Annotated in this window: 22 protein-coding genes; 12 read left to right on the top strand and 10 right to left on the bottom strand. The window is 61.4% G+C overall.

The window, feature by feature from the left end; genetic code table 11:
- Window positions 1-19: 19 nt before the first annotated feature.
- Window positions 20-1,414, bottom strand: coding sequence for a sensor histidine kinase N-terminal domain-containing protein (locus tag ACIROW_RS13605; protein ID WP_402276352.1), 1,395 nt, complete (start codon window positions 1,412-1,414; stop codon window positions 20-22).
- Between the two features lie 2 nt (window positions 1,415-1,416).
- Window positions 1,417-2,091 carry a response regulator gene (locus tag ACIROW_RS13610; protein WP_116435133.1) on the bottom strand — a complete coding sequence of 225 codons (675 nt, stop codon included), beginning with the start codon at window positions 2,089-2,091 and terminating at the stop codon, window positions 1,417-1,419.
- 435 nt (window positions 2,092-2,526) lie between these two features.
- Here ACIROW_RS13610 and ACIROW_RS13615 point away from each other — a divergent pair, with 435 nt between their 5' ends.
- From ACIROW_RS13615 to mdtD, 5 genes are all read left to right on the top strand, one after another.
- On the top strand, window positions 2,527-3,552 hold the full coding sequence (locus tag ACIROW_RS13615; RefSeq protein WP_402276356.1) for an ABC transporter substrate-binding protein: 1,026 nt from the start codon (window positions 2,527-2,529) through the stop codon (window positions 3,550-3,552).
- Between the two features lie 32 nt (window positions 3,553-3,584).
- Window positions 3,585-4,598, top strand: a complete 1,014-nt coding sequence (locus ACIROW_RS13620) for an ABC transporter substrate-binding protein (RefSeq protein WP_402276359.1) — start codon at window positions 3,585-3,587, stop codon at window positions 4,596-4,598.
- 149 nt (window positions 4,599-4,747) lie between these two features.
- The gene (locus ACIROW_RS13625) at window positions 4,748-5,569 is read left to right on the top strand and encodes an ABC transporter ATP-binding protein (protein WP_016833282.1); all 822 of its coding nucleotides are present in this window, start codon (window positions 4,748-4,750) and stop codon (window positions 5,567-5,569) included.
- Between the two features lie 63 nt (window positions 5,570-5,632).
- Window positions 5,633-6,487 carry an ABC transporter permease gene (locus ACIROW_RS13630; protein WP_402276361.1) on the top strand — a complete coding sequence of 285 codons (855 nt, stop codon included), beginning with the start codon at window positions 5,633-5,635 and terminating at the stop codon, window positions 6,485-6,487.
- A 40-nt stretch (window positions 6,488-6,527) separates the two neighbouring features.
- Window positions 6,528-7,895 (top strand): multidrug transporter subunit MdtD, encoded by a 1,368-nt coding sequence (mdtD, locus tag ACIROW_RS13635; protein ID WP_402276363.1) that lies wholly within the window; start codon window positions 6,528-6,530, stop codon window positions 7,893-7,895.
- A gap of 12 nt (window positions 7,896-7,907) precedes the next feature.
- Here the strand turns inward: mdtD and ACIROW_RS13640 are convergent, their stop codons facing one another.
- Both ACIROW_RS13640 and ACIROW_RS13645 read right to left on the bottom strand, forming a co-directional pair.
- Window positions 7,908-8,594 (bottom strand): Fe2+-dependent dioxygenase, encoded by a 687-nt coding sequence (locus ACIROW_RS13640; protein ID WP_402276365.1) that lies wholly within the window; start codon window positions 8,592-8,594, stop codon window positions 7,908-7,910.
- 27 nt (window positions 8,595-8,621) lie between these two features.
- Entirely contained in the window at window positions 8,622-10,856 is a 2,235-nt protein-coding gene (locus ACIROW_RS13645; protein ID WP_402276367.1) for a TonB-dependent receptor, read from the bottom strand.
- Between the two features lie 337 nt (window positions 10,857-11,193).
- Between ACIROW_RS13645 and ACIROW_RS13650 the strand changes: the two genes are divergently transcribed.
- The 5 genes from ACIROW_RS13650 to ACIROW_RS13670 all read left to right on the top strand — a co-directional run bounded on the left by ACIROW_RS13650 (window position 11,194) and on the right by ACIROW_RS13670 (window position 14,826).
- Window positions 11,194-11,862, top strand: a complete 669-nt coding sequence (locus tag ACIROW_RS13650) for a response regulator transcription factor (protein ID WP_016833287.1) — start codon at window positions 11,194-11,196, stop codon at window positions 11,860-11,862.
- A gap of 63 nt (window positions 11,863-11,925) precedes the next feature.
- Complete coding sequence (locus ACIROW_RS13655; RefSeq protein ID WP_402276370.1) at window positions 11,926-13,287, top strand: sensor histidine kinase; 1,362 nt, start codon at window positions 11,926-11,928, stop codon at window positions 13,285-13,287.
- Between the two features lie 83 nt (window positions 13,288-13,370).
- A complete protein-coding gene (locus ACIROW_RS13660) occupies window positions 13,371-13,589 on the top strand; it encodes a hypothetical protein (protein WP_402276373.1) in 219 nt (72 codons plus the stop codon).
- On the top strand, window positions 13,589-14,071 hold the full coding sequence (locus ACIROW_RS13665) for a SecDF P1 head subdomain-containing protein (protein ID WP_402276375.1): 483 nt from the start codon (window positions 13,589-13,591) through the stop codon (window positions 14,069-14,071). Before ACIROW_RS13660 ends, ACIROW_RS13665 begins: the two co-directional genes overlap by 1 nt.
- Before the next feature lie 101 nt (window positions 14,072-14,172).
- Window positions 14,173-14,826 carry a DUF1345 domain-containing protein gene (locus tag ACIROW_RS13670; protein WP_402276377.1) on the top strand — a complete coding sequence of 218 codons (654 nt, stop codon included), beginning with the start codon at window positions 14,173-14,175 and terminating at the stop codon, window positions 14,824-14,826.
- 79 nt (window positions 14,827-14,905) lie between these two features.
- Here the strand turns inward: ACIROW_RS13670 and mgtA are convergent, their stop codons facing one another.
- On the bottom strand, window positions 14,906-17,668 hold the full coding sequence (gene mgtA, locus ACIROW_RS13675) for a magnesium-translocating P-type ATPase (protein ID WP_402276379.1): 2,763 nt from the start codon (window positions 17,666-17,668) through the stop codon (window positions 14,906-14,908).
- 191 nt (window positions 17,669-17,859) lie between these two features.
- On the bottom strand, window positions 17,860-17,991 hold the full coding sequence (locus ACIROW_RS13680) for a hypothetical protein (RefSeq protein ID WP_402276381.1): 132 nt from the start codon (window positions 17,989-17,991) through the stop codon (window positions 17,860-17,862).
- A gap of 457 nt (window positions 17,992-18,448) precedes the next feature.
- Here ACIROW_RS13680 and ACIROW_RS13685 point away from each other — a divergent pair, with 457 nt between their 5' ends.
- Entirely contained in the window at window positions 18,449-18,631 is a 183-nt protein-coding gene (locus ACIROW_RS13685; RefSeq protein WP_053199787.1) for a hypothetical protein, read from the top strand.
- Window positions 18,632-18,827: 196 nt separating this feature from the next.
- Here ACIROW_RS13685 and ACIROW_RS13690 read toward each other — a convergent pair whose 3' ends face one another.
- Window positions 18,828-19,991: a diguanylate cyclase gene (locus ACIROW_RS13690; RefSeq protein WP_402276384.1), complete on the bottom strand. Its 1,164-nt coding sequence runs from the start codon at window positions 19,989-19,991 to the stop codon at window positions 18,828-18,830.
- A 206-nt stretch (window positions 19,992-20,197) separates the two neighbouring features.
- Between ACIROW_RS13690 and dacB the strand changes: the two genes are divergently transcribed.
- Window positions 20,198-21,631, top strand: coding sequence for a D-alanyl-D-alanine carboxypeptidase/D-alanyl-D-alanine-endopeptidase (dacB, locus tag ACIROW_RS13695; RefSeq protein WP_402276387.1), 1,434 nt, complete (start codon window positions 20,198-20,200; stop codon window positions 21,629-21,631).
- 10 nt (window positions 21,632-21,641) lie between these two features.
- Here dacB and ACIROW_RS13700 read toward each other — a convergent pair whose 3' ends face one another.
- The 3 genes from ACIROW_RS13700 to ACIROW_RS13710 are packed head-to-tail and all read right to left on the bottom strand — an operon-like array spanning window position 21,642 to window position 24,088.
- A complete protein-coding gene (locus tag ACIROW_RS13700) occupies window positions 21,642-22,685 on the bottom strand; it encodes a diguanylate cyclase domain-containing protein (protein ID WP_402276389.1) in 1,044 nt (347 codons plus the stop codon).
- A gap of 60 nt (window positions 22,686-22,745) precedes the next feature.
- Window positions 22,746-23,246: a TPM domain-containing protein gene (locus tag ACIROW_RS13705; protein WP_402276391.1), complete on the bottom strand. Its 501-nt coding sequence runs from the start codon at window positions 23,244-23,246 to the stop codon at window positions 22,746-22,748.
- On the bottom strand, window positions 23,246-24,088 hold the full coding sequence (locus tag ACIROW_RS13710) for a TPM domain-containing protein (protein ID WP_402276393.1): 843 nt from the start codon (window positions 24,086-24,088) through the stop codon (window positions 23,246-23,248). The genes ACIROW_RS13705 and ACIROW_RS13710 overlap by 1 nt, the downstream gene beginning before the upstream one ends.
- Window positions 24,089-24,092: the final 4 nt, after the last annotated feature.

Genomic DNA, 24,092 nt, shown 5'->3' on the forward strand with positions numbered 1-24,092 from the left:
GCGTTCGCGCTGGCTTTTTTCATTTCGGCGACGGCGCCTTCCAAGCCGGCAGTCTGACTGTCACGGTCAACCCCTTGCCATCCCTGTCCGTCCCCAGCGTAATCGTCCCCTGCGCCGCCTGCACGATTTCCTTCACGATCGCCATGCCCAGGCCGGCACCGTGCTGGTCCGGCGCGGCGTTCCGGTAGAAGCGTTCGAACACGCGTTCGCGCACTTCGGCGGGAATGCCCGGTCCGTTGTCGGCCACGGTGATCACCACTTCCTTGTTGTCTTCCAGCGCCACGCCGACGGTGACCTTACCGTGTTCCGGGGTGTAGCGCAGCGCGTTGTCGATCAGGTTCATTAGCATGCCCGAGAACAGCGCCTGGCTGCCCATGGCCCAGGCTTCGTCGACGGCGGTTTCCATGCCGAGGTCGATGTGCTTGCGCTGCGCCAGACTGACCACTTCTTCCAGCACGGTCGCCGCCAGTCCCACCAGCTCGATCGGCTGGCGCGGGAACGCAGTGCTGTTCGATGCTTCCGCCTGCGACAGTTGCAACAGCTTGTTGGTCAGGTCGGTCATGTTGCGGCTGCTGTCCTGCAAGGCCTGCAAGACTTGCGGCAGGCGCTGTGGATCGTTGAGCTGGCGGGCAAACTGGATCTGCGAATCGATCAGCGTCAGCGGCGTGCGCAACTGGTGCGCGGCGTCAGCGATGAAACGCTTCTGCACCGCGACCTGGGTATTGAGGCGCTGGATATACTGGTTGATGGCGACCACGATGGGACGCAGTTCCACCTGCAGCTCGCCGGCGCGCAGAGGCGTGAGCGAGTTGGGTTCGCGCGTGGCGAGTTCATCCTTGACGCGCAGGATGGGGCGCAGCTCCATCGTCAGGCCGACCACCACCAGCGCGATCGCCAGCAGCAGCATGATGATCTGGCGGTGCAGGGCGGGGCGCCACAATTCATCGAGCAGTTGTGCATGGCCGCGCATGGTCTGGCCCACCGACACCGCGACCATGCGCAGCGTGCCGTTGTCGTACAGCGCGCGTACGTAGCTGACCACGCGTAGCGGCTGGTTGTTGAAATAGGTGGTGGCGTAAGCCGGTGCGATCAGCGAAAAGTCGACGTCGACCGGGAAGTCGGGACGCCCGGCCAGCAGCGTGTTGTCGTCCATCAGCACCTGGTAATAGACTTCGTCGTGATCGGGCGAGGCGAACATTTCCAGCGCGGCCGGCGGGATGTTGACCACCGGTGCGCCGTCTTCCCACGTGACCTGGCCGGCCATCATGCGCGCCGAGGCCAGCAGCGCGCGGTCCTGCACCAGGTCGGCGCTCGTGACCGCGCTGTCGTGCGTGAAGCTGGCGCTGACGCCGACATAGACGGTAAGCGGAATCAGCAGCCACAGCAGCAGCCGCAGGCGCAGGCTAACGATCATCGCTAACTATCATCTTTTTGTTTCAGCAGATAGCCCAGGCCGCGCAGCGTCATGATGGCGGCTTGCGACGGTTCCAGTTTCTTGCGCAGGCGCGAGATGTAGATTTCGATGGCGTCGGCGCTGGGCTCGTCGGACAAACTGAAGATGCCGTTCACCAGCGCATTCTTGGACACCGTCTTGCCCTGCTTGAGCATGAGGATTTCGAGCACATCGTGTTCACGTGCGGGCAGCGCCAGCGTTTTGCCGGCGATGGCGAACTGGCGCGTGTTGCTGTCATAACTGAGATCGCCGCAATGGATTTCGGCGGCCTTGTCGGGTGTCTGGCGGCGGATCAGCACCTTGATGCGGGCAACCAGTTCGCGCACTTCAAAGGGTTTGACGAGGTAGTCGTCGGCGCCTGCGCCGAGGCATTCGACCTTCTCGTCGATGGAGCCGCTGGCGGTCAGGATCATCACCGGCACCGCATTGTGGCGCTCGCGCAGGCGGCGCAGCACGTTCTTGCCGTGCATCTTGGGCAGCATCAGGTCGAGCAGCACGACGTCGTAGTTTTCCGTATGCAGGACGTGATCGGCCATCTCTCCGTCACTGGCGACGTCGACGCTGAATTTGTTCTCCCTGAGGATCTGCGTGAGCCAATGCGCCAGTGGCGGGTTGTCTTCGATCAGCAGCAATTTCATGCAAAAGGCCCATATTTTTGTTGCGGTGCACAGAAGAAACACCGGATTTGGAAAGCTGGATGAAGGTTTCCGGTTCTTAGAATAGCGACCACTATTAGAACTCATTTCACCAATAGGCGTGAGTGCGAGCGTGTCCTGTTTGGGATGGAGTGCAAGGCGCGACTTATGGTCAAGACTGGGCGTCTTGACCATAAGTCGTAACGCAGCAATCCGCCCAAACAGGCCGCTCCCTCCGGGTTCTTCCCAGAAAGGGCGCTGGCTGCGTTGCGCTCCTTGCGCGTGGCACCGCCACGCGACGCGTCGCACGCCTTGCCAGCGCCCTTTCTGGGAAGAACGCATCTCACGCCTATTGGTGAAATGAGTTCACATAAGAACTTGAGCGAACTGCTTGCATCCCTTGCCGGCAGTCTTCCATCTCATTCAGGAGGCATCATAATGCGTCAACGCTTCAAAGTGTGTGCTTATGTCATCGGTACGTTATTTTCCACCGCGCTGATCGGCGCGGCCTTGGCTCCTGCAGCCCAGGCTGCGGACAACAAGATCACCATCATGGTCGGCGGCATCAACAAGCTGATCTACCTGCCGCCCAAGCTGGCGGAAAACCTCGGTTATTTCAAGGATGAAGGCCTCGACGTCGAGCTGCAATCGCAGCAGGCCGGCGTGGATGCCGAGAATGAACTGCTGGCCGGCGCCGTCCAGGCTGTGGTCGGCTATTACGATCATTCCATCGACCTGCAAAGCAAGGGCAAGGAAGTCCTGTCGATCACCCAACTGCTGGTGGTGCCGGGCGGCATGGAGATGGTGCGCAGCGACCTGGCGACGCAAGTGCGCAGCATGGCCGACCTCAAGGGCCGCACGCTGGGGGTGACCGGTCTTGGTTCGTCCTCCAGTTTCCTGGCGCAATACCTGGCCAGCCGCAACGGCCTCAAGACCAGCGATTATTCGATGCTGCCGGTCGGCGCCGGCAATACGCTGATCGCCGCGCTCAAGCAAAAGCGCGTGGACGTGGTGTGGACTACTGAACCGACCACCTCGATGCTGCTGGCCAGCGGCGAAGCCAAGGTGCTGGTCGACATGAACAGCGCCGCCGGCACGCGCGCCGCACTGGGTGGCCTGTATCCGGCTTCGGCCGTGTACGTGCAGGCCGCCTGGCTCAAGACGCACAAGCCTGAAGCAGCCAAGCTGGCGCGCGCGTTTGTCCGTACACTGCAATACATCCAGAGCCACAGCGCGGAAGAAATCGCGGCCAAGATGCCGGCCGATTATTACGGCGGCAACAAGGCGCTGTACGTGCAGGCATTGAAGGCCTCGCTGCCGATGTATTCGCCGGACGGCAAGATGCCGGCCGAAGGTCCGGAAGTGGTGCTCAAGGTGATGGCAGGGTTCAACCCCAACATCAAGGGCAAGAAAATCGACTTGTCCAAGACCTACACCAACGAATTCGTCAATCAGGTGAAATAAGCACTTCACAACTACAACCTTCAGGAGACTCCATGAACAAGAATATCCGTCGCACGCTGATTTCGCTGGCTGTTGCCGGCGCCACCATGATGGCCCTGCCGGGCACGGCATCTGCTGCAGGCAAGATCACCATCATGGTCGGCGGCATCACCAAGATGGTTTACCTGCCGGCCAAGCTGGCCGAGCAACTGGGCTACTTCAAGGAAGAAGGCCTGGAGGTCGAGCTGCAATCGCAACCGGCCGGCGTCGATGCCGAGAATGAATTGCTGGCAGGCGCGGTGCAGGCAGTGGTTGGTTTCTACGACCACTCCATCGACCTGCAAAGCAAGGGCAAGGAAATCACCGCCATCGTGATCTTCGGCCAGGTGCCGGGTGAAGTGGAACTGGTCTCGACCAAGGCTTCCGCCACGATCAAGAACATGGGCGACGTCAAGGGCAAGACGCTGGGCGTGACCGGTCTCGGCTCGTCGACCAACTTCCTGACGCAATACCTGGCGTCGCGCTACAACATCAGCTCCAAGGAATACTCGGTGCTGCCGGTCGGCGCCGACAACACCTTCATCGCCGCCATGAAGCAGGGCCGCATCGACGCCGGCATGACCACCGAGCCGACCGTCTCGCAGATGCTCAAGACCGGCGAAGCCAAGGTGCTGGTCGACATGCGCTCGGTGGAAGGCACCGTGAAGGCGCTGGGAGGCCTGTATCCGGCATCGAGCCTGTACGTGCAGCGCAACTGGCTGAACGGCCACAAGGATGACGCCGCCAAGCTGGCGCGCGCCTTCGTGAAGACGCTCAAGTTCATCAAGACCCACAGCGCCGCCGAGATCGCCGACAAGATGCCGAAGGACTACTACGGCAACAACAAGCCGCTGTACATCCAGGCGTTGGAAAACTCGCTGCCGATGTATTCGGCCGACGGCAAGATGCCGGTCGGCGGTCCTGAAACCGTGCTGTCGGTGCTGGCCGGTTTCAATCCGAACGTCAAGGGCAAACACATCGACTTGTCCAAGACTTACACCAATGAGTTCGTGAACCAGGTCAAGTAAGACGGCTCCACGGCTTGCCCGCTTCATCGGCCGGGCCGGCCAGTTTCACTCAAGCGCGAACAGCAGACACCTGACGCGGGCGTTCTCCGGAATGCCCTCGGCGGGACGCTTCGCGGCCAGCAATCCAAAAAACAGACGAGAGAGTCTCCATGAATCAAACCGCCACCGCTTCTGCAAAAACGGCCAACAAGCTCGACACGCCGGCCATCGAGCTGGACAACGTGTCATGCCGCTTCATCACCGCCGACGGCAACGTCACTGTCGCCTTGCGCGATTTTTCCATGAGCGTCGCGCGCGGCGAGTTCGTCGCCGTGGTGGGGCCTACCGGCTGCGGCAAGTCGACTACGCTGAGCCTGATCACCGGCCTGCTGAAACCGACCATCGGTGAAGTGCGCGTGATGGGCGAGCCGGTCAACGGCATCGACCCGCGCATCGGTTTCGTGTTCCAGAACGACGCCGTGTTTCCTTGGCGCAGCGTACGCGACAACGTCGCCGCCGGCCCGCTGTTCCGCGGCAAGCCGAAGGACCAGGCCTATGAACTGGCCAATGAATGGATCCGCCGCGTCGGCCTCGACAAGTTCGGCGACCACTATCCGCATCAATTGTCGGGCGGCATGCGCAAGCGCGTGGCGCTGGCGCAGACCTTTATCAACAGCCCGGAAATCCTGCTGATGGACGAGCCGTTCAGCGCGCTCGACATGCAGACCCGCACGCTGATGCAGGACGAGCTGCTGCAATTGTGGTCGGCGCATTCCGGCTCGGTGGTGTTCGTCACCCATGACCTGGAAGAAGCGATCGCGCTGGCCGACAAGGTGTATGTGCTGACCGCGCGTCCGGCGACCTTGAAGAGCACCTACCAGATCGACCTGCCGCGTCCGCGCGTGATGGAAGAAGTGCGCTACGAGCAACGCTTCATCGATATCTCACGCAAGATCTGGTCCGATCTGCGCGAAGAGGTCCAAATCAAATAGACGTTTTCCACAGAAACAGCTTCTGCTCCTTACACCACACCAACGACAAGACAGGTGAGCAACATGACACAAGTAAATACAAGCCGCGCCATGAGCCCGGAAGCGATCGCCGAAGTCGAACGCGAAGCGCAACGCAAGATCAAACAACGCTACTGGCTGGTGATTTCACTGCGCCTGGCGATTCTGGTCATCATCCTCGGCGGCTGGGAATTGTCCGCCACGATGCAATGGATCGATCCTTTCTTCTTCTCGCAGCCGTCGCTGATCGTGATCCAGATCTATGACTGGATCATGGAAGGCACCTCGCAAGGCCCGTTGTGGGTGCAGGTCATGGTCACGCTGGAAGAAACCGTGCTGGGCTTCCTGATCGGTTCCGTCGCGGGCATCATTGCCGGCATCGCGCTCGGCCGCAACAAGCTGATGTCGGACGTGTTCAGCCTGTACATCCAGATCGCCAACTCGATTCCGCGTGTGGTACTGGGTTCCATCTTCGTCATCGCGCTGGGCCTGGGCATGGCGTCCAAGGTGGCGCTGGCGGTGGTGATGGTGTTCTTCGTGGTATTCGGCAACGCCTTCCAGGGCGTGCGTGAAGCCGATCGCTACATGATCGCCAATGCGCAAATCCTCGGCGCCTCGCGTCGTCAGGTGACGATGTCGGTGGTGATTCCATCGGCATTGAGCTGGATCCTGGCGAGCTTGCACGTGAGCTTCGGCTTCGCGCTGGTCGGCGCCGTGGTGGGCGAGTTCCTCGGCTCCAAGCAGGGCATCGGCCTGCTGATCTCGACAGCCCAGGGCGCATTCAACGCCAGCGGCGTGTTTGCGGCGATGATCGTGCTGGCGGTGGTGGCCTTGCTGGCGGATTACCTGCTGACGTCGCTGGAAAAACGTCTGCTGAAATGGCGTCCGGCGGCATTCTGATCTTGTTGCTGTTATCCGAGGGACGATAGAATCACAGCCTATGTCCCTCACTTCCTCCCGTTCCCAAAAAGCCCTGTTGTGGATCGTCGCATCGGGCTTTTTCATGCAGACGCTGGATACCACTATCGTCAACACCGCCTTGCCTTCCATGGCCGCCAGCCTCGGCGAACCGGTACTGGCGATGCACCCGGTGGTGGTGTCCTATACGCTGGCGATGGCTTCGCTGACGCCGGCATCCGGTTGGCTGGCTGACCGCTTCGGCACACGCCGCGTCTACTTCCTCGCAATTCTGATCTTTGTGCTCGGCTCGCTGCTGTGCGCCAATGCACATTCGCTGTCGCAGTTGCTGCTGGCGCGCGTGGTGCAGGGCGTGGGCGGCTCCATGCTGCTGCCGATCGGCCGCCTCGCGGTGCTGCGCAGCGTGCCGGGAGCGCAATACATTTCAGCACTGGCCTTCATTTCGATTGCCGGGCAGCTCGGGCCGGTGGTCGGGCCGGTGACCGGCGGCTGGCTGTCGCAGACCATCGGCTGGCACTGGATTTTCCTGATCAACGTGCCGGTCGGCGTGGTCGGCATGTTCGCCGTGCATCGTTTCCTGCCCGCCGAAGAAATCGTTTCGCCGCCGCGTTTCGACATGCTCGGCTGCGCCTTGCTGTCGACCTGCATGGTGACGTTTTCGCTGGCGCTGGATGTGCCGATGGACGAGCATCGCGGGTGGTGGAGCGCAGGCTTGTTGGGTATTTCGGTGCTGACGGTGTGGTGGTATGTCGCCCACGCGCGGCGCGACGAGCAGCCGCTGTTCCGACTCGGACTGTTCAATGAACCCAATTTCAGCGTCGGCCTGATCGGTAACCTGATCTGCCGCATCGGCTCGTCGGCGGTGCCGTTCCTGCTGCCGTTGTTGTTGCAGGTCAAGCTCGGATTTTCGCCCTTGCATGCCGGGCTGGTGCTGCTGCCCGCGGCGGTGGCCGGCACCATTGCCAAGCCGTGGATCGCGCCGCTGGTGCGTCGCTACGGTTATGAAAATTTCCTGCTGGTGAATACGATCATGGTCGGCGCCGCGATTGTTTCATTTGCGCTGATCACGCCGGCCTGGCCGATCTGGGTCGGCATCGTGCAGCTGGCGGTCTTCGGCGTGTGCAACTCGATGCAGTTCGCGGCGATGAACAGCGTCACGCTCAAGGGCCTCAACAGCAAGGATGCAGGCAGCGGCAACAGCCTGTTCTCGATGGTGCAGATGCTGGCGCTGGGTTTGGGTGTGACGATTGCCGGCTCGATGCTGAGCGGGCTCGACGGCGTGGCGTGGGCGAGGGACTGGAGCTTTACGCTGACCTTCGTCTGCGTCGGCATGGTGACCTTGTTGTCGGCGCTGGTTTTTCGCCGGATGGATGCGCGTTACTTCAATTGATTCTGAAGTACTTTATGTATCGCTCCACTGGCGCAAGATATTGTGATAACAGCCGACCAGCGTGCGCCGCGCAACTTCGTCGGCGCCGGTCTGGTTGAGTGTCTGAATGGCATTGTCCATGTCAAACAGCATGCTGCGCTGGCCGTCGTCGCGCACCAGGCTTTGCACCCAGAAAAAACACGCCGTGCGTACGCCGCGCGTCACCGGCGTCACCTGATGCAGGCTGGTGGCGGGGTAGACCAGCACGTCGCCGGCTTCCAGCTTGGCGGAATGCACGCCGTAGGTATCGTGGATCTGCAATTCACCGCCGTCGTAAGTCGACGGATCGGACAGGAATAGGGTCGCGGAAATATCGGTGCGCAGTTTGCGTCCAGTATGCGGATCGATCCGCACGCTGCCGTCCACATGCGCGCCAAAGGTCATGCCTTCGCTGTAGCGGTTGAACATCGGCGGATAGACCGTATTCGGCAAGGCGGCGCTGATGAAGCGCGGGTTGCGTTCCAAGGCCGACAGGATGATGTGCTGGCATTGCGCAGCGACTTCCGAACGTTCGTCGATCTGCTGGTTGAATTTGACCGGCGCGCCTTGATAGCCGGCGGTCGCACGACCATCCACCCATGCCGGACCGGCCTGTTCCAGCAGCTGACGTACAGCATTGAGTTGTTGCGCGTCGAGCAGCTTGGGAATGGCGATCAGCATGGGTGGATCTCTTTCATTTACTTCAGATTACATACGATAGTTGACGGAGATCATGCCGGTGCGACCAGTGCCTGGCACCGAGCGTCCGCCGTCGGACTGGATCAGTGCATCGTAATACATTTTGTTCGTCAGATTGAAGAGGTTCAGACGAATATCGTATTTCGGTTGCAGATAAGCCAGCGTCGCATCCCAGCGTGTGTAACCGCCGACCTGCACGTTGTTGGTCGGTGTGACGTAGCGTTGCGACATGTAGGTTGCGCCGCCGCCGAGTTGCCAGTGCGGAGCCACGTCATAGGTGCTCCAGGCCGTCAGCGTATGCTTGGGCGTGTTGCTCGGCACCTTGCCGACGGCGGTGTCGCCGGCTGCGCCGCTCATGACCTTGGCGTCCAGGTAGGTGTAGGCGGTGGCGATCTGCCATTGCTTGTTGATGCGGCCGGTGGCGCCGGCGCGGGCGCCCTTGACGCGCACGTTGCCGGACAGTTCGTAGACGCCGGTCGAGACCAGGCTGCGGGCATTCTGTTTGTCGATCTGGAATACCGCCGCATTCAAGGACAGGCTTTCCGCCCAGTCCCACTTGCCGCCCACTTCGTACGAACGGTTCTTTTCCGGATCGAGATTGGTCTGGCCGACGGTGCCGGTCAACTGTTCCAGCGAAGGATTGAACGAGGTGCCGTAGGACAGGTAATACGACTGCGCTGCGGTCGGTTGCCAGATGGCGCCGGCGCGTACGCTCAGGAAGTTGACGCTCTGATTGGCATAGGCGAGGGCGGTGTTCTTCGCTGCCGCGGGCATGTTGCCGGAGTTGAGCGAGTTGCTGATCTGCGCGACGAACTTGTCATAGCGCAAGCCGCCCACCAGCTTGACTTGCGGGGTCAGTTCCAGTGTGTCGCCGACATAGGTGGCGATGGTGTTGGAGCTGCCGCCCTGATGGTTGCCGATGCTACTGGTGACGCCGGTGCCGGCGGCGCTGTAGGTCGGATTGACCAGCGGAATACAGTCGGCGTAACCCGAAGTCGGCGTCGCTGCGCCGGTCAACGCGACACCGTTACAAGTGCCGTTGCGATAGTAGTTTTGCACGTCGTAACCGTCATGACCCACTTCCAGACCGACCAGCGCATCATGCTTGAAGCCCAGGAACGAGCCTTTGGCAGACAGCTCGGTCTGGTTAAAGATCGAGTAATCGCGAATCGTGCGATCGTGGCTCTGTGCTTGGACGAACAAGCTGGACAGCGGCAATGTGCTGGCGCCGCCGGTCACTGCGGTGTAGCCGCCTGCGCCGACGGTGCCGATGCCTTGCGGTGCAGTTTCCACGGCGTTGGTGCGCACGTAGTTGAATTGAGTCTGGTTGCGCAGCGTCACGTCCGGCGTGATCTTGTGCTTGATGCCGGCGTTCAGCGAGACCACGTCCTGGTCCGTGCGGTCGGAGTTGAGGCCGTAGGCAGTGTCGCGGTCGACATTGACCGGACGGCCGTTCAGCGCCGGCAGACCGTAATCGGGTTGATCGTGGTTGTGCTGGATCAGCGTCGACAGGGTGATTTCCGTCGCGGTGCCGATGCCGGTCACATAGGAGGCGGCCAGGCCGAAGTCCTGCACGTTGGTCTGGTTGCGCGTGGTGGCTGCGCCATCCTGGGCCATCACGGAAACGCGTACGGCGGAAGTATCCGACAGCGGATGATTGTAATCGGCAGTGGTGCGCACCAGGCCGTTGGTGGTCACCGAAGCGGAGACCTCGGTCGATTGCTTCAGGTTGGCCTTCTTGGTGACCTGGTTGATGATGCCGCCGGTTGAACCGCGGCCGAACAGCATGGACGACGGTCCCATCAGGACTTCAATCTCTTCCATCGCGAAGGTATCGCGGAAGTACTGGCCGCGGTCGCGGAAGCCGTCCAGGTAAATATCGGTACGCGCCGAGAAGCCGTTCAGGTTGATGTTGTTGCCGATCTGACCACCTTCTGCACCGCCCAGCGTGATGCCGGCGACATTGCGCAGCGCATCCGACAGCGATGCCGCGCCTTGCGATTGCAGCAGAGCCTTGTTGACCACCACCACCGATTGCGGCACGTCGTGCAGATCGGCCGGCAATTTGGTCAGCGCGGTCGTCCCGGTGTTGAAATCATCACGCTTGCCTTCGACGACGACTTCCTTGAGCGAGGAGGACGGCGCCGTAGAAGAAGCGGGGGCGGAAGTTTGTTGCGCATGCACGGCAACTGGCGCGGCAAACACGGCGACAAGTGCAGCGGCGATCGGCGTAAGACGGTTCATTTTTGGCGTTTTCTGTCTGGTTGGTTCATATGAAGATTGGCTGGCGATGAAGGCGAAGGCCGTCTGGCTGGCTGAAGGCAGTGTGGAATTGATTTTGATTCTCGTTCCAATTGCGTGTGCGCTAGACTAAAGCGGTGTGCTGTCGACGTGCTGACGATATGCTGACGCAATACTGACTGTGGCTAAAATAAAACGATGATCGCGCTCAAAGTCCCTGTCCTGCGGTGTTGCCGGCGCTACAATACGTTCCTTGCAGCGTGAATTGGTCTGACTTGCGCTGCCCGATGCGTTGTGAATTTCTCCGGCGCAACTCGAATTTCTCATCTGGTCCCGAAATATGAACGTTCTGCTGGTGGAAGACGATCTGGTGCTGGCCGACGGCTTGTCGCGCATGCTCAAGTCGCATGGTCTGAGTGTCAACACGGTCAACAACGGCACCGACGCCGACGCGCTGCTGCAGCGTTATACCGCGACCGTGCTGGTGCTCGACATCGGCTTGCCCGGCCTCGACGGTTTTGAAGTGGTGCGCCGCTTGCGCGCACGCGGCAGCAACATGCCGGTGCTGTTGCTGACGGCGCGCGACACCATTCCCGATCGCGTGCACGGCCTTGAGCTGGGCGCCGACGATTACCTGGTCAAGCCGTTCGCGACGCCGGAGCTGGTGGCGCGCATCAAGGCATTGATTCGCCGCAGCAGCCCGCAGCCGACGCAACTGACCATCGGCGGCCTGTCGCTCGATACCTCCTCCAAGCGCGCGACCATCGACGGCAAGAAAGTCGACTTCTCGGTGCGCGAGTGGACCGTGCTGGAATACCTGATGCAGCAAGCGTCGCGCGTGGTCTCCAAACAGCAGATCATCGACGCCGTGCTGCCGTGGGGCGAAGACGTCACGCTCAACGCGGTGGAAGTCTACGTCTCCCGCATCCGCACCAAGACTGCCGGCTCAGGCGTCGCCATCCGCACCATCCGCGGGTTTGGCTACATGCTGGAAAAGAGCGAAGCCTGAAGCACGTGGGGACAAGCCGGCATGTGTTTTTTCTGCCGCGTCGGCTGAGGGCCTGAGATCGCCATGCGCCCCAGCATCAAAATCAATCTTCTCAAATGGCTGATCGCGCCGCTGCTCGCTGTCAACCTGATCGGCGCCGGCCTGACTTACTGGCTGGCATGGCTGCCGGCGCAGGATGCGTTCGACCAGAGCATCACCGATGCCGCCTGGGCGCTGACCTCGCAGATCAAGCGCGTGCGCGGCAAGACTTCGCTGGAGCTGACCAAGCAGGCCGAGCAGATGCTGCGCTCGGATCATTTCGACACCATGTACTTCGTGGTGCGCGACTCCAATGGCGAGACCCTGGCCGGCGATCACAACTTTCCGCCGGTCAATCAGGTCACCGCGCCCAACGAACCGGTTACCTACGACGGCGTCATGAACGGCGAACAGGTGCGCATCGCCGCGCTGTACGTCAGCATCGAGCGCACGCCGATTTACATCGGCATCGCCGAGACCTTCCGCAAGCGCAACCAGACCCATTACGTGATTCTGATTTCGTTGCTGCTGCTGGACGGTGCGCTGACGTTCTTCTCGATCGCCATCGTGATGATCGCGGTCAACAAGGGCCTGAGTCCGCTGCGAGAATTGCGGCAGAATCTTGACCAGCGCAATCACGACAACCTCACGCCGATCGAATTCAAGGAGACCGCCGAAGAGCTGTCGCCGGTGATCGGCGCGATCAACAGCCTGCTGGAAAACATCCGCAAGGGCGCGAGTGCGCAGCAGAATTTCCTGGCCAATGTCGCGCACCAGATCCGCACGCCGCTGACCGGTCTGCGGCTGCAACTGGAATGGTTGCACCAGCGTCACGCCGACGAGCCCGAGACCGCGCATTCCACCGAACTGATGACCTCGTCGGTCGAGCGCATGGTGCGCCAGAGCAATCAGTTGCTGGCGCTGGCGCGCGCCGAACCGAGCCGCTTCAAGCCGACCCATCTGGAAGACCTGCTTCTCGACAAGCTGGTGGAAGAATCGGTGCAGCACTTCATCGAACAGGCTGACAAGAAACAGATCGACCTCGGCTTCGACTTGCAACCGGCGCGCATGAAGGGTGACCGTTTCATGCTGCGCGACTTGATCGACAATCTGGTCGACAATGCCGTGCGCTATTCGCCGCCGCAGAGCACCGTCACGGTAAGTTGCCGCGAGCAGGAAGACGCCACGCTGCTGACGGTGGAGGATTCCGGCCCCGGCATCGCGCCCGAACATCGCGAACTGATTTTCGACCGCTTCTATCGCGTCAACGACAAGATCGCCGGCAGCGGACTTGGCCTGGCCATCGTGCGCGATATTGCCAAGGATCATGGCGGGGAGATTACGCTGACCTCGGGCGAGGCCAATTGCGGGACCGTATTTACGGTCCGTTTCCCGCGCCAGGCCTGAGTTTCAGCTTAGGGTTCAAAATTGGACCGAACCTGTTCGGCGTGCCTCTGTCCAATCCTCTATCGCCATTGATGGAGGTATCCATGACAGAGCAAGTCCTACAGAGCGGCACCCACATCGCCCGTTTCGACGCGGTCAAAAAAGACGACGACGTCTTCGAAGCGCAAGTCTTCGTACGTCTCACACGTGAACCGGAAATTGCCGAGACCTACATCCCCGCAGGCCTGTTCGGCTCCATGCAGGAAGCGCTGGATAATGCCAAACAGCGCGCCGAGCGGGCGCTCAAGGAACATGAGTTCTGATGCGGGCAACAGCTTCTTTTACCTCGTTCAAACGTACTCTTTCCCTGCTGATCCTGAGCATCGGCCTGGTCGCCTGCGCGGCCGGCCATTCGCAATCAGGGACACGCTTCGAAATCCACGCCGCCAGCCTGGTCGCCAGTCCGGATTGGCAAAAAGCCAACCTGCTCGATGATCCCGGCACCACGGTCTACGTGGCGCCGGACGTACTGCTGGACAATTCCGACGTGGAATTGGCCAATGCCAAGAAAGACCTCGGCGGCCAGGTCCTGATCGTGATCCAGATGACGCCGGCCGGCGCGATCCGCATGGGCATGGCTTCACGCGTGCTGCTGCGCCAGCGCATGGCGGTGATGATCAACGGCGAGGTGATGACGGCGCCGGTAGTGTCGGCGCCGCTGTCGGGCAATCGCTTTGCCATCACCGGCTTCAGGTCGCTGGAAGAAGCGCAGGAAATCGCCCAGGGCATTGCGCCGAAGAAGTAATCCAATAGGGCGCATCCGACCGGCGGCATGCGCAGCCGGCCGCGCGCATGATAAGGTTGCAGCAATTCAATTGCTGCGGGTCACGCGACCCGCCCCACACCATGTCAGTCGCTCGTCATATCGTCCAGGTCCATCCCCGTTTGCTCATCGCTGTCGCGGTCGGCGCGGCAGGGTATTTATTGTGTTCCGGAGGCGATCTCATCACGCGCCTGCTGACGGGGTGGAATGCCGGCGTGGCCTGCTACCTGCTGACGATCTGGGTGATGATGTTCCGCTCCAGGGCGGACGACACCAAACGCCTCGCCGAGAAGGAGGATGAAAGTGCAGAGCTGGTGTTGGCCACCGTCTGCGTGGCCGCCATCGCCAGCCTGGCCGCCATCGTCATTGAACTTGCCGATACTTCGCATCTGGAGCGCGGCCAGAAGCTGCTGCATTATGCTTTCACCGGCGGCACCGTGCTGGGTTCCTGGTTCCTGATCGGCACGGTCTTCACCTTGCATTATGCGCGCCTGTTTTACGCCGAGGATGACGACGCCGAGCCGCCGCTGCGTTTTGCCGACGGCGAGAAAAATCCGGACTATTGGGACTTCCTTTATTTCGCGTTCACCATCAGTGTCGCCGTGCAGACCTCGGACGTTGCCGTCGGCACACGCTCCTTGCGCAAGACCGTGCTGGCGCATTCGGTGATCGGCTTCCTGTTCAATGCGGCGATTCTGGGCTTGTCGATCAACATCGCGGCGAGCCTGGTGGGCTGATTCGGCGCGTTCTCAACACGCAATAAAAAACGGGATGCGTCTGCACGCATCCCGTTTTTTTTACGTCACGACACCGGCCTTATTGCCAGCCATAGCGCCGGGTGTACCACTTCTTCATCAGCTGGATCAGCGCGGCGTACGCGATCAGGATCGCCAGCAGCCACGGGAAGTAGCTCAGCGGCAGCGCCTGCAGCTTGAAGTAGCTGGCCAGCGGCGACATCGGCAGGATGATGCCGATGGCCATGATGACCAGCGTCATGCCCATCAGCGGCCACGAAGCGCGGCTCTGGAAGAACGGAATGCGCTTGGTGCGGATCATGTGCACGATCAGCGTCTGCGACAGCAGGCCTTCGATGAACCAGCCCGACTGGAACAGGGTTTGATGGTCCGGCGAGTTGGCGCCGAAGATGTACCACATCAGGGCAAACGTGCTGATGTCGAAGATCGAGCTGATCGGACCGAAGAACACCATGAAGCGGCCGATTTCACCCGGATTCCAACGCTGCGGCTTTTCCAGGAATTCCTTGTCGACGTTGTCGAACGGGATGGAAATCTGCGACACGTCATACAGCAGGTTCTGCACCAGCAGATGCAAAGGCAGCATCGGCAGGAAGGGCAGGAAGGCGCTCGCCACCAGCACCGAGAAGACATTGCCGAAGTTGGAGCTGGCGGTCATCTTGATGTATTTGAGCATGTTGGCGAAGGTCTTGCGGCCTTCCAGCACGCCTTCTTCGAGCACCATCAGGCTCTTTTCCAGCAGGATCAGGTCGGCCGCTTCCTTGGCGATATCTACCGCAGTGTCGACCGAGATGCCGATGTCGGCTGCGCGCAATGCCGGTGCGTCATTGATGCCGTCGCCCATGAAGCCGACCACATGGCCCTTGTCGTGCAGCACGCGCACGATGCGTTCCTTGTGGGTCGGGCTGAGCTTGGCGAAGACCGTGGTCTTTTCCACGGCGATGGACAATTCCGCATCGCTCATTTTCTCTACGTGCGAGCCGAGCAGCATGCCTTCGACTTCGAGGCCGACTTCGCGGCAGATCTTGGCGGTCACCAATTCGTTGTCGCCGGTCAGGATCTTGACCGTCACGCCATGCGCGCGCAATGCCGCCAGCGCCGGCTCGGTCGATTCCTTCGGCGGATCGAGGAAGGCGATGTAACCGATCAGCACCAGGTCCGATTCATCGGCGACACTGTAGGTTTCCTTGGTCGGCGGCAGGTCCTTGGCGGCCACGGCCACCACGCGCAGGCCTTCAGAGTTCAGGCTGGCGGTGGTTTCGCGGATCTCGGCCAGCAGTTCGGGCGTGAACGGCACGATCTCGCCGTTGTTGCGCGCGTGGGTACAGATCGAGACGATTTCTTCGACCGCGCCTTTGCAGATCAGCTCATGGTGATCTTCACGTTCGCTGACGACCACCGACATGCGGCGGCGCTGGAAGTCGAACGGGATTTCATCGACCTTGCGATAGGCCGAGGCGAGCGCCATTTCGCGTTGCAGTTCGGCGTGTTCCAGCACGGCGACGTCGAGCAGGTTCTTCAGGCCGGTCTGGTAGTAGCTGTTGAGGTAAGCGTATTGCAGTACCTCATCGTTCGGCTCGCCCAGGATGCCGGTGTGGCGCTCGAGAAAAATCTTGTCCTGCGTCAGCGTGCCGGTCTTGTCGGTGCACAGCACGTCCATGGCGCCGAAGTTCTGGATCGCGTCCAGGCGCTTGACGATGACCTTCTTGCGCGACAGTGCCACCGCGCCCTTGGCCAGCGTCGAGGTGACGATCATCGGCAGCATTTCAGGCGTCAGGCCGACCGCGATCGACAGGCCGAACAGGAAGGCTTCGACCCAGTCGCCTTTGGTGAAGCCATTGATGAAAAACACCACCGGCGTCATCACCAGCATGAAGCGGATCAGCAGCCAGCTGACCTTGTTGACGCCCGACTGGAACGCGGTCGGCGTGCGGTCGGTGGCGGTGACGCGTTCAGCCAGCGCGCCGAAGTAGGTGCGCTTGCCGGTGGTCAGCACCACGGCCGTGGCCGAGCCGCTGACGACGTTGGTGCCCATGAAGCACAGGTTGTCGAGCTCGAGCGGATTGCCGGCGTCGACGCCGCGATGCTCGGCGAATTTTTCGACCGGCAGCGATTCGCCGGTCATGGCGGCCTGGCTGACGAACAAGTCCTTGGCTGCGAGCAGACGCAGGTCGGCGGGGATCATGTCGCCGGCCGACAGCTGCACGATGTCGCCGGGCACCAGCTTCTTGATCGGCACCTCGACGCGGCGCGCGCCTTTAGGGTGCAGGGTGACGTCGAAGTAGCGCTGGGCTTCTTCGGCGATGTCCTGCACGATGTCGTGGCGGATCACGGTCGCGGTGTTGCTGACCATTTCCTTGAGTTTGTCGGCGGCGGTGTTGGAACGCGACTCCTGGATGAAGCGCATCAGCGTCGACACCACCACCATGGTGCCGATCACGATCGCGGCCTTCATGTCTTCGGTGTAGTAGGAGACGGCGGCCAGCACGGTCAGCAGCAGGTTGAACGGGTTCTTGTAGCAGTGCCACAGGTGCACCCACCAGCTCAGCGGTTTTTCGTGTTCGACTTCATTGGGGCCGACCTCGAGGCGGATGGCGTCAGCTTCCTGTTCGGTCAGGCCGTCAGTGCGCGAGTGCAGTTTTTCCAGCAGTCCGGACAGCTCGGTGCGGGAGGCGTCCACCAGGCTTTGCGCCACGGTTTGCGGGACTTCCTTGGTGGTCGGCGAACTGCGGAACATGTCCACGCCGATGCGATGGAAGTGGCGATCCATGCCGCGTGCGCGGATGAAGTTCGCGAAGGTTTCTTTCAACAGATCCAGATTCATGATGAAGCTCTTTTTCTTTTTGCAGCGGTTTGCAGTGCGGACGGCATGCCTTGACGGGGCGTGGCGGTCCGGTTCGTGCGGTCATCGGAGAGAAAGATGAGGAAAGCGTCAGACTGTAACGAATCCTCCTGACATCTCGATGACAGCAGGCGATCAGGTGCGAGATATATCGGGCATAAGGCCTCCGCAGGTCAGGTTTGCGAAGACCCTTTCATCGGTAATTGTTCCATCGACGGCGTGCGCACGGCGCCGGCGGCCAGGCCGGGCAATGGCAGGTCCGGCCGGCGCGCAGTCTGGACTGTGGCGACGGCCGCGAGAGGCATCGGCGAATCAATGCATATGTCGTGGACGCGTATGGCCGCAAGCCATGCAGCATCCGGACGTGCGCCGGTGCGGGTCGGTCTGTAGCGTGCTGTGTTGTACGGTGGAAAAGGCCTGCGCCTGAAGCGGTGCATGCCTGATGCCGTCATCTTCTCTTGCAAGATGACGGCAGGGAAGTCCTGCGTTATCTTGCCGAGGCGAACCGGGAAATTTCCCGGCAACAACTGTCACTCGAACAAGTGCCCATGAGAGGGACTCCATAAAATAAGAACGGGCGGAGTCTACTCCCGCGCCGCAGCATGGTCAAGCCTATTCAACAACACTTCCGCAAATAGGAGGCATCGCTGCAAGCGGCGCGGGATGTGCGCTGCGGGGCGGCGGCCTCGAAAACATTCCTTGTTTTATGCGAACGGCGACCTATACTCAAATCATAAAGAAAACAGGTAGGAGACACAGATCATGCCCAATATCGTCACGAACAATCTCATGTTCTTTTTACCGATGGCATTCGCCGGGTTGGTGTTGTTCGGCGAAGTGCCCGTAGCGTCAAAATTTGTGAGGACGGTGTTGCGAACGATTGGCGCCGTAGGTGGGGCGCTGATTGCGCTTTTAGTGCTGGAGGTACTGCCAGTGCTAATCTAAACGAGCTTTCTTGCTCGTTCGCCGCGCAAGCGGCGGTGGCTGGAACGTCGGAGGGAGTCGGCATCTTCAGTATGCGTGTACTCCGAGAACTCGTCGGGCGTTCCACCTTTTTTCCGAAGCCGTTGCGTCATTCCCTAAGATGACGCGGCGGCTTTTTCTTGTTCTCCGCCTTGCCGCCTTTCACCTTCGGCCACCTTCAGTTACCTTCGACCACCAGGCAATCGCGTCCGCTATCCTTTGCGCGATACATCGCGTTGTCGGCGCGTTGCAGCCAGGAGTAATGCGCCTCCATGTCGCTATGGAAGCACACCAGGCCGGCGCTGATGGTGCAGCCCCACAGCAAGTTTTTTTCCGAGCGGTGCCGGCGCACTTGTTCGATCAGCCGCGCCGCCAGGGTTTCGGCTTCGCTGAGGCTGATGTCGCGCAGGATCACCACGAATTCCTCGCCGCCGTAGCGGCCGATCAGATCATCCGCGCGCAGGTTTTCGCGCAGCAGCTGGGCGAAGTTCTTCAGTACTTCGTCGCCGACCAGATGGCCGTGGGTGTCGTTGATGTTCTTGAAATGATCGAGGTCGAGCAACAGCAGCGAGGAGCTCTGTTTGCGTTCGCGGCAGATGTTGAATTCCTCGATCAGCAGGGTTTCCCAATAACGTCGGTTCAGCAGGCCGGTAAGGCCGTCGCGCTGGCTGACGGTTTCGAACTCGCGTGAACGTTCGGCCAGTTTCTTGGACATGTCATAAGTGGACTTGCCCAGCGCCAGCGGATAGAGCGCCAGCATCGGCAGGCAGGCGACGACGGTGTAGATGTCGGATTGCGGCAGGAAGCGGAAGTTGAGTAGCAGCAGACCCAGCAAGACCCCCACGACACTGCCGATCAGCCCGCGCAGGAACAGCCTGGTACCGCCCGCGGCGATGTTGTCCATCGACAGCATCGCCAGGATCACGGCGCCGGGCACCAAGTTGCCTTGCATGGCGATGAGCCAGAAGCCGCCGAAGGTGGTGTCGATCACCAGGTTGAGGCGTTCGGTGCGATACGGGATCTTGCTGCGCAGCGCCAGGTGGTACGCGAGGTGCGGCCACAGGTAGCCGTGGAATATCAGCAGGGCCCACAGCGGCCATCCGACCGGATTTTGCAGGAAGCCGGCGGCCACGCAAAAGAAGCCGATCGACAGGCCGATCACGCGCAGCTTGTAGATGCGTTTGACGAAGCGCACACCCTTGCCGATCAGTTCTTCCGGTGACGGAGAGTCACGCAATGCACGCCGCGCCCGCCTGAACGAAAAGAAGGACGCCGAGCGTCCATGCGAGCTGTCAGTGCCGTGGCTGCCGTGCGTGCGAGATGGGGCGTTGCGATGCGACATGATCTGGGGTGCTTTCCAATGTTGGCATGCCGGCCGCGGCGGCGTTCTTGTTGTCGGGCATGATTTGCATCCAGCCAATATATGTCTAGATTACAACATCTGCCGCCCTATCGCCAGAATGTCGCGCGGAGAGAGGAGCGAAAAGACGACATATAATGCCGGGTCCCTTCTTTCGGGTCATTTTGTTCCCCTGTCCTTGGCCGCTCATGCAGATCCTCAAAGAATTCCGAATCCTGGCGCTCTGCGCCTTCGCTTCCGGCGGTATCGTTTCCGCGCAACACCTTGCAGCGCAAGAATTGCCGCCTGCAATGAGCAGCGCACTTCGCCAGGCGAAGATCCCGGCGCGCAATGTCGGGGTGTTTGTCCAGGCCGTCGACGCCACGCGTCCGACGCTGGCCTTCAATGCGACGGCGCCGTTCAATCCGGCGTCGGTGATGAAGCTGGTGACCACCGACGCCGCGCTCGAATTGCTCGGCCCCGCCTTCAACTGGAAAACCCAGGCCTACACCGACGGCGTGCTCAACGACGGCGTGCTGCTGGGCGATCTGAGCATCAAGGGCAGCGGCGACCCCAAGCTGGTGATGGAGAACTTCTGGATGTTCCTGCGCCAGATCCGCGCCAAGGGCATCCGCGACATTCGCGGCAACGTCGTGCTGGACCGCAGCGTGTTTGAAGAGAACGTCTACGATCCGGCGCAATTCGACGGCGATCCGCAGAAGCCCTACAACGTTGGTCCCGACGCCTTGCTGCTGAACTACAAGACAGTGGCGATCCGCTTCATGCCGGACGAAGCGAGCGGCCAGGTCAGCGTGGTCATGGAACCTCCGCTGTCGGGCTATACCGTGATGGCGCCACGCTTGTCGAAAGAAACCGTCTGCGGCGACTGGCAGGGCAAGTTGCAGGCCGACGTCGGCGTCGGCGCGGCAGTCTTCAACGGCGCTTTTCCTGCGGCCTGCGGAGAAAAAGTCTGGTACATCCATCCCTACCGCATGAGCGCGACGCAGTATTTCGGCGCGGTGCTGCGCCAGATGTGGAGCGAGTTGGGCGGCACCATCTCGGGCAAGGTCATGCCCGGCAATGTCGCACCGGTGGCGCGCTTGCTGGCGGAGTGGCAGTCTCCAGCCGTGCCCGAGGTGATCCGCGACATCAACAAATACAGCAACAATGTGATGGCGCGCCAGTTGCTGCTGACCATCGGTGCGCAGGCATCGCAGGCGCCGGGCAGCACTGTGCGCGGCGCGCAGGCGATTCGCGGCTGGTTGTCGGCCAAAGGCATCGGCGCCGATGAACTGGTGATTGAAAACGGCGCGGGCTTGTCGCGCAACGAGCGCATCGCGCCGACCACGCTGGGCCAGGTGCTGGTGGCGGCATTTCATTCGCCGGTGATGCCGGAGTTCATCGCCTCGATGCCGCTGGTGGGCTACGACGGCACCATGCGCAAGCGCCTGCGCGGCGAAAGCGTGGCCGGGCAGGCGCACATCAAGACCGGTTCGCTCAACGACGTGCGCTCGATTGCCGGTTATGTGCAGGCGGCGTCAGGCAAGATGTATGTGGTGGTGTGCCTGATCAATCATCCGAACGCGCCGCTCGGGCAAGCGGCGCAGGACGCCTTGCTGCAATGGGTGTTTGAAAAGGGCTGACCGGGTTGCGTCATGGCGCCGCACTGACGCGGTTGCGCCCGCTTTGCTTGGCGTTGTAGAGGCAGTCGTCGACGTGCTTGATGAGGCTGACGATGTCGCCGCCCTGAACGGGATGCGCGGTAGCGGCGCCGACGCTGACGGTGACGTGATCGACCGCTTTCGAGGTGGCGTGTGCAATGCCGAGAGCGGCTACCGCCCGGCAGATTTTTTCAGCAAGTTCCTTCGCGCCGGCGCTGTCCGTGTTGGGCAGGACGACGGCGAACTCTTCGCCGCCGTAACGCGCCGCCAGATCTGCAGGGCGCGCGGCGCCGGCCGCAATCGCCGCGCCCACGCGGCGCAGTACGTCATCGCCGGCGACATGGCCGTAGGTGTCGTTGTACAGCTTGAAGCAATCCACATCCATCAACAGCAGCGACAACGTCGTCTTCTCGCGTTGTGCGCGCAGCCATTCCTGTTTCATGTAGTCGTCGAAATAGCGCCGGTTGGCGATGCCGGTGAGGCCGTCGGTATGCGTCAGGCGCTTGAGTTCGGCGTTGCTGGCTTCCAGCTGTTTCTGGCTTTCATGCAGGGCGGCGTAGGCGGCGTCGCGTTGCAGAAGATTGATGTAGGAGCGCGAATGGTAGCGGATGCGCGCGACCAGTTCGATGGTGTCATAGGACTTGACCACGTAGTCGTTGGCGCCGGCCAGGAAGGCATCTTTCTTGATCAGCGGTTCGTCGGTGCTGGAGAGCACGATCACCGGGACATTCGCCAGCAGGGGGCTGCTGCGGTATTGCCGCACCAACTCGAGGCCATCGGAGTCGGGCATGACCAGGTCTTGCAGGATGACGGTGGGCCGACAGGCTTCAGCCTTGGCCAGGGCATCGGCGGCCTTGCCGCAAAAGTGGAAGTCGATGTCGGTTTCCGGGCGCACGGCGCGCCGGACTTTTTCCTGGACCACCAGCTGGTCATCAATGAGCAGCACGCTGAAGCGGTATTCCTGCTCCGCGACGGCGGACTGGCGTGAAGGTGCTGCGGGCTCATGCGATTGTTCGGGACCGGATGTGCTCATCATTTCCCCCATCGTTATTGTTGAGTCGAAGCTTGTGTGCCAGGCATCGGTCGCTCAGGGATGTCAGAGCATCAGCGGCCGGTTGGAAATCTCGTTCTTGTGCTGCGACGTCTGGGGAAAATGCAGGGTCAGCAAACGGTTCAACTGTGCGAGCCCTTCCAGCGCGCCGTCATGGTAAATCCCGCCGGCAAAGCTTCGGGTCATTGTACTGCAAACGGATTCCCAGTCAGCGCGCTTGAGGGCGCGGCCGACAGTGCGGTCGGTGACGATTTCGACGCGATGATCAGCCAGGTTGAGGTAGATCAGCACGCCGCTGTTTTCTTCGGTGTCCCAGATGCGGTAGTGCGAAAACAGCTCATGAGCGCGGGCGCGCGAGGACTCGTTGCGCAGCACTGCGCCCAGAGGCAGGGATGCTTCGATCACCAGACGGACCTCGGCGCGATGCTCCGCTTCACCGGCGCCGATGCAGGCCTGTATCGCCTGCAGCGTGGCCGGTGGAAACTGCGCGCGTGCTGCGGCGCGGGTGTGGCGCAGATGCCTGAGGAGGCGCTTGAATGTATGCATTACCAGTCCCCCGAGGCGCCGCCGCCGTCAAAGCTGCCGCCGCCGCCCGAAAATCCGCCGCCGCCGCTGCCGCCGCTGAAACCACCGCCGCCGAAGCCGCCGCGTCCGCTGCTGCCGGAGCCACGAGCGGCCTCGTTGAGGATGCTGCCGATGATGACGCCGGCGGCATTGCCCCAGCTATTGTTGTTGAGATTGTTGCGGCCGGTGGTGCGGCGTCGCACCAGCAGCAGCGCGGTGAAGAATACCGCCAGCATGATTACCAGGATCGCAACTTCAAGCCAGCCGGCATCGGATGGGACGCTTGCCTCTTTCTTCTCCGCCGCGGGCAGGTTCTCACGATCAAGCAGGCTGGTCAGCGCCGAGATACCCGCCGCGAGGCCGCTGTAATAGTCGTTCTGGCGAAAGTGCGGCGCGATCACGTCTTCCAGGATGCGTTTCGACTGGGCGTCGGTCAGGCTGCCCTGGACGCCGCGGCCGGCTTCGATGCGCAAGCGCCGCAAGGCCTTGGGGTTGTCCTTGGCGACGATCAGGATGACGCCGTCGTCGATGCCTTTGCGGCCCAGTTTCCAGGCGTCGGCGACGCGAATACCGTATTGCTCGATGGCTTCCGGCGCGGTGCTGGCGATCAGCAGCACCGCGATCTGGCTGCCGGTGCGGGTTTCATAGTCGGTCAGGACCTGGTCCAGTGTGCGTCGCTGCTGCTCGTCCAGCATCCCTGCCTGGTCCATCACGTGCGAGGTCAGCGCAGGGACGGCAACGAAATCCTGCGCGCCGGCAACCTGGACGGAGCCGGCCAGCAGGAAGAAGAGACAGAACGCCAGCAGGCGGGAAAAGTGCGACATGGGC

Origin of the sequence: Herbaspirillum sp. NPDC101397, from assembly GCF_044767325.1 — a bacterium.
Taxonomy (GTDB): Bacteria; Pseudomonadota; Gammaproteobacteria; order Burkholderiales; family Burkholderiaceae_D; genus Herbaspirillum.